4 protein-coding genes and 1 other RNA gene are annotated in these 4,375 nt (G+C 37.5%); 2 read left to right on the top strand and 3 right to left on the bottom strand.

Annotated elements, in window-relative coordinates:
* Window positions 1–968: hypothetical protein (locus GX756_03250; GenBank protein ID NLC16875.1), on the top strand; the 968-nt coding region annotated here is incomplete at its 5' end.
* Between the two features lie 91 nt (window positions 969–1,059).
* Here GX756_03250 and GX756_03245 read toward each other — a convergent pair.
* Window positions 1,060–1,785, bottom strand: coding sequence for an MBL fold metallo-hydrolase (locus GX756_03245; GenBank protein NLC16874.1), 726 nt, complete (start codon window positions 1,783–1,785; stop codon window positions 1,060–1,062).
* Window positions 1,782–2,375: an ECF transporter S component gene (locus GX756_03240; GenBank protein NLC16873.1), complete on the bottom strand. Its 594-nt coding sequence runs from the start codon at window positions 2,373–2,375 to the stop codon at window positions 1,782–1,784. The genes GX756_03245 and GX756_03240 overlap by 4 nt, the downstream gene beginning before the upstream one ends.
* Window positions 2,376–2,582: 207 nt before the next feature.
* On the opposite strand from GX756_03240, the gene ssrS reads away from it, so the two are divergent.
* Window positions 2,583–2,784, top strand: a non-coding RNA gene (gene ssrS / locus GX756_03235) — 6S RNA.
* 41 nt (window positions 2,785–2,825) lie between these two features.
* Here the strand turns inward: ssrS and GX756_03230 are convergent.
* On the bottom strand, window positions 2,826–4,247 hold the full coding sequence (locus tag GX756_03230) for an MFS transporter (protein ID NLC16872.1): 1,422 nt from the start codon (window positions 4,245–4,247) through the stop codon (window positions 2,826–2,828).
* Window positions 4,248–4,375 lie beyond the last annotated feature (128 nt).

Raw genomic sequence — 4,375 nt, 5'->3', positions numbered from 1 at the left:
TAAAAACGCCGTCCAATTGGACGCCAATCAATCCTTTGACGCATATAAAAACTGTAAAAGCGGGCATTATTAACCTAAACGAATATGACGCGTGGGCGTTGGGTGGATTATCCAAATCAAAGATTGGCAAAGATAATTTATCCCCCTACGCTCTAGTAATATATAGCCCCGAACCTACCGCTTTTGGTATGAAACAATCTTTCGCAATTAGCTATGAAACGGATGCTTATTATCAAATAACCGTAAGAATTAAGACTGTTGACATACCGCAAGATAAAGGCGCAAAGATTATTTTGGAAGCCGATAAATATTATTTTGAAAATATAAATACGGAATATCGCGAGTTTAATTACGATAATGACTTTGTAGATTATAAGTTTTTTGTCAATGTGGGCTCATCCGCGATTACGCATAATATTCAAATTTGGCTTGGCGATAACACAAAGCCTTCCGCATTGGCTTCTGGTTTGGTTGTCGTGGACCAAATAACCGTTGAAAAGATAGATGAAACCGCTTATGCCGAAGGCATAGCCGCGCTTTCAAGCGAAGACAAAGACCAAATACCCGACAATATCGCCAAGGCTGTTTTGAGCCAAACTTCGGACGAGACCCAAACTCCCGAGGAAGACGAGAATAAAAAGCCTTTTGAATGGTGGCTTTTGCCTTTTATTTTGTTCTCAATTTTATTGATAGTGTGCATTATAGCTATTTTAATTAATTATGTCATACCCGTAATCGGCAAACGCCTAAAGCGCTCCAAAAAAAGCTCTATCGCTTATGACCGTCGTTTGACTATCCATAAGGCTATAAATAAGAAAAAGAAAGAACAAGAAAAGACCGATGAAAAAACTATAAAAGAACCTGAAAGCGTTGACACATCCGAGGAAAAACAGCAAGAAACACAAAAACGCTTAATCAAAAGGAAAAAATACACACCCAAAGAATATAAGGATGAATTTGAAGATTAATAACAAGGGCTGTAAAAATTACAGCCCTTTTTTTTATGTGAAAGCCATATGTGTTTATTGTTTTGTAAAGATACTTGATATTTATTTAATATCATCTATCTTTTAATTTATAACCGCCCCGTATTATCTCGTAAACATCGCCCTGATAGACCCTGTTTAGCCCTAGCCAGTCCAATTCCTGTTGAATATCGGTTTCGGGTTTTACATGCGTAACAAGAAGCTTAAAAGGTTTGTCTTGAGCGTATTTCGCGCCCTGATACAAAGACATGTGCGGAATTTCCGGCAAATGGAATTCGCTCGGATACGCGCAATCCATTAACACAACATCGGCGCCCTCAGTTAAAATATCTAGATTAGGATTAAGCACCGTGTCACCCGTGTAAGCCAAAGTTGCCTGCCCGTCCGATATTTTAACGCCTAAATTCTTTTTGAGATGCACCATCTCAACAAAATTAATATCCATATCTTTAATCTTGATGTTTTTGCCGTCTTCAATATGAATAATATTAAATTCAGGCTCTGAAGATATCAAACGATATTCCATACTATCTTCTTGAGGCATATAAACATCTAGCTTAAAATTATGCGCCATGCAATAATATTTTAAGACAAAAACATCGGAGATATGGTCAAAATGCAAATGCGTTAAGATAAGCGCGTCAAGCGTTTTTATTTGGGTATATTTTTGCAACTGTGCCAAAACTCCGCTGCCGCAATCAATCAAGACTTTTGCGTTTTGGGACTGAACTAAATATCCGCTTAACGCCAAATCTTTTTCGGGATAAGGACCCATACATCCCAAAATATACAGTTTCATTCATGTTTCTCCTTTTCTATTGACGCTATTATTTTCATACGGTCAAATAAATTAAGCTTTTGCGCAACCTTTATTAATACCCACCCGCCCGCGACTCCAAATAATGTTTGGGAAAAATTGGACAAAATCAAAAGAGGCGCCAAAATTGCCGAGATCGCGCTTGCGTGGGGATTTCCCAAAACAGCCAATATCACTTCATAGGCAGTATAGCCTATTTGCATAAAAACCGAGCCAGTTATCATTCCTATTAAAATACGGATGTTGGATTGGTTTTTGCCTTTTATAAGTAAAAAAATAACCGCCATTAACCCTTTTATGATTAAGGTGGCGGGCGCGTAAAAAGTATATCCCAAAAAAATATCAGCTAAAGCGCTGCCGACCGCCGCGGGTATGAGCGCGAAATAACCTAAAAACATACAAGCTGTAAAAATAAAAATATCCCCTAGATTGACATATCCCATACCAACGGGAAACGCGACAAAAGCGGTAAAAACAAATATCAAAGCGCCAAAAACAGCTATTAACGCTATATTATAAACCGAGCGGTTTAGGTGTCTAGCAAAGTAGTTTGATCCGTTGTTTTGTCGCATATATAATGTTTTTCCTTTTTATTTGTTTATTTTGATTTTATCATACTGAAAATCTATGTCAATATCTTACTCGTTATCATAATTATAAAAATGAAAAGAAAACGCCAAAAAGAAAATTAGCTGTAAGATTATGTTAATAGCGGTTTAGCTCTTGATTAAATAATATTCGTTATAGTATAATACAATTACCAAAGACATAAATTATATTAACTCCTGCTGTGTTTGTTATGACGCATAATTTTTCCCACAGAATAAAAAAGGGAGAATGTGTACTGCCGATTGCTGTCAGGCCTCAGAAATTTCACTGGTTGAAAAATCAGACAGCAGGGGAAGACAAAAACGGCGTCAATTCACCCACCTGCTTAATGCGGGTAAAAGATTAGCGTCAGACGGCATAAGCGGGATTCTTTTAAAAAAAGCAACCTCTTTTGAGGTTGCTTTTTTATATTATCAATCTTCAGAAAGTTTGATAGTAATTTCTTTGACATCCTTCTTGGTAATCCCATATTGGACAAAAAACACAATGCTTATGCAAAGCACCAAAAAAACGCCGCCCAATACCAACCAGCCCAAAGACGCGAATACAGTTTGGCTCATTTGCTTGCTTGCGTCAAAGCCTATAATGTCAAGCATAATGCCCGCCAAAAACGCCGAAAAACTTTGGGAGAGCTTGTATGCGAATGTCATAAAAGAATTATAAGTTCCCGTCTTGTTAATGCCCGTGCGATATTGCTCTACCGCGATAAGATCCCCCATCATTGAGTTTGGCATTGAAAATATAGCGCCTACGCCAAAACCTGTTATAAGCATTCCTACAATCAAATAACCTAATAAACTGCTTGCGCCTATAGTATAAAAATAGTAATAAGAAACAAATATAAAACTTTCATAAAGAACGCCCACAAGCCCGATTGATATTCCTAAAATAAGCGCGCCTTTTTTTTCAATTTTGCGGGATATAATCATCCAAAAAGGCTGGGAAAGTATTGTCATTAAAAAGAGCGCGCCTAACATAATAGCGGTTTCAAAAAAGTCCAAACCAAAAGTGTACTGGAAAAAGTGAAGTCCTATAGATGTCAAAAACGCCGCGCTCATTAACGATATAGAATATCCCACAACCAAAGCCCTAAAGTTTTTTATCTTGAACGATTTGAAAAAATCAAGGAAAACATTAACAAATGATTTCTTTTCAATTTTTCCGGTGCGCGCTTTTATGTTAAGCCGAGGCATTTGGTTATATGTTCCCATAAACGCCAAAGCGCTGGAAATAAGCATAATGCACGAGCCGATATAGGCCATAGTTTGATACTGCTCTACATTAGTCTTATCTTTAAAGATTACGGCCAACAATACCGTTGGAATTATCATTCCTATAAGAAAAAATATCGTCTTATAAACTTCCAAAGAGGAACGGTCGTCATAACTGCTGGCCAATTCCACTCCAAGCGCTTGATACGGCGTTTGAAAAATTGTGTTAAAAGTTTGAAACAGCAGAATAAACACCACAAACCAGATAAATTTGAGCCATATCGGGAAAGTTAAGGGCAGCGACCATAGCATAATATTGACTAAGGCAACGCCAAACATGCCAAAAAACATAAATCCATGCCTTCGTCCAAAAATCTTGCTTTTTGCCCTGTCTGACAGCGCCCCAAAGATAGGGTCGCTTCCGCCGTCCCAAATTGTGCCTATCAGCATGGCTATGCCCATAAGAGTGCCCGGCATAAGATGCGCGACTGTTCCGAAAAACATCAAAAGCGAGGTCGCGGTTTGGGCTACCATACAAAAACCCAAACTCCCGATGCCAAACATTATTTTTGACACCGTTGACATCATAGGTTTTTGGGCTATCTTAGTCTTTAGAAAAATCATAATTAATGCAATTATATATTAATCTTTTAATCTTATCAAGCTGTTATATTGCTGTTATATTTCGTTATCAATAGACGGTATTATTTTTATTAATATTTTTTAAACAACACAACACTATTCAATGACTC

Source organism: Clostridiales bacterium (assembly GCA_012512255.1).
GTDB lineage: Bacteria > Bacillota > Clostridia > Christensenellales > DUVY01 > DUVY01.
The sequence above is the reverse complement of the archived record's forward strand: the minus strand, read 5'-3'. Positions and strand labels throughout refer to the sequence as shown.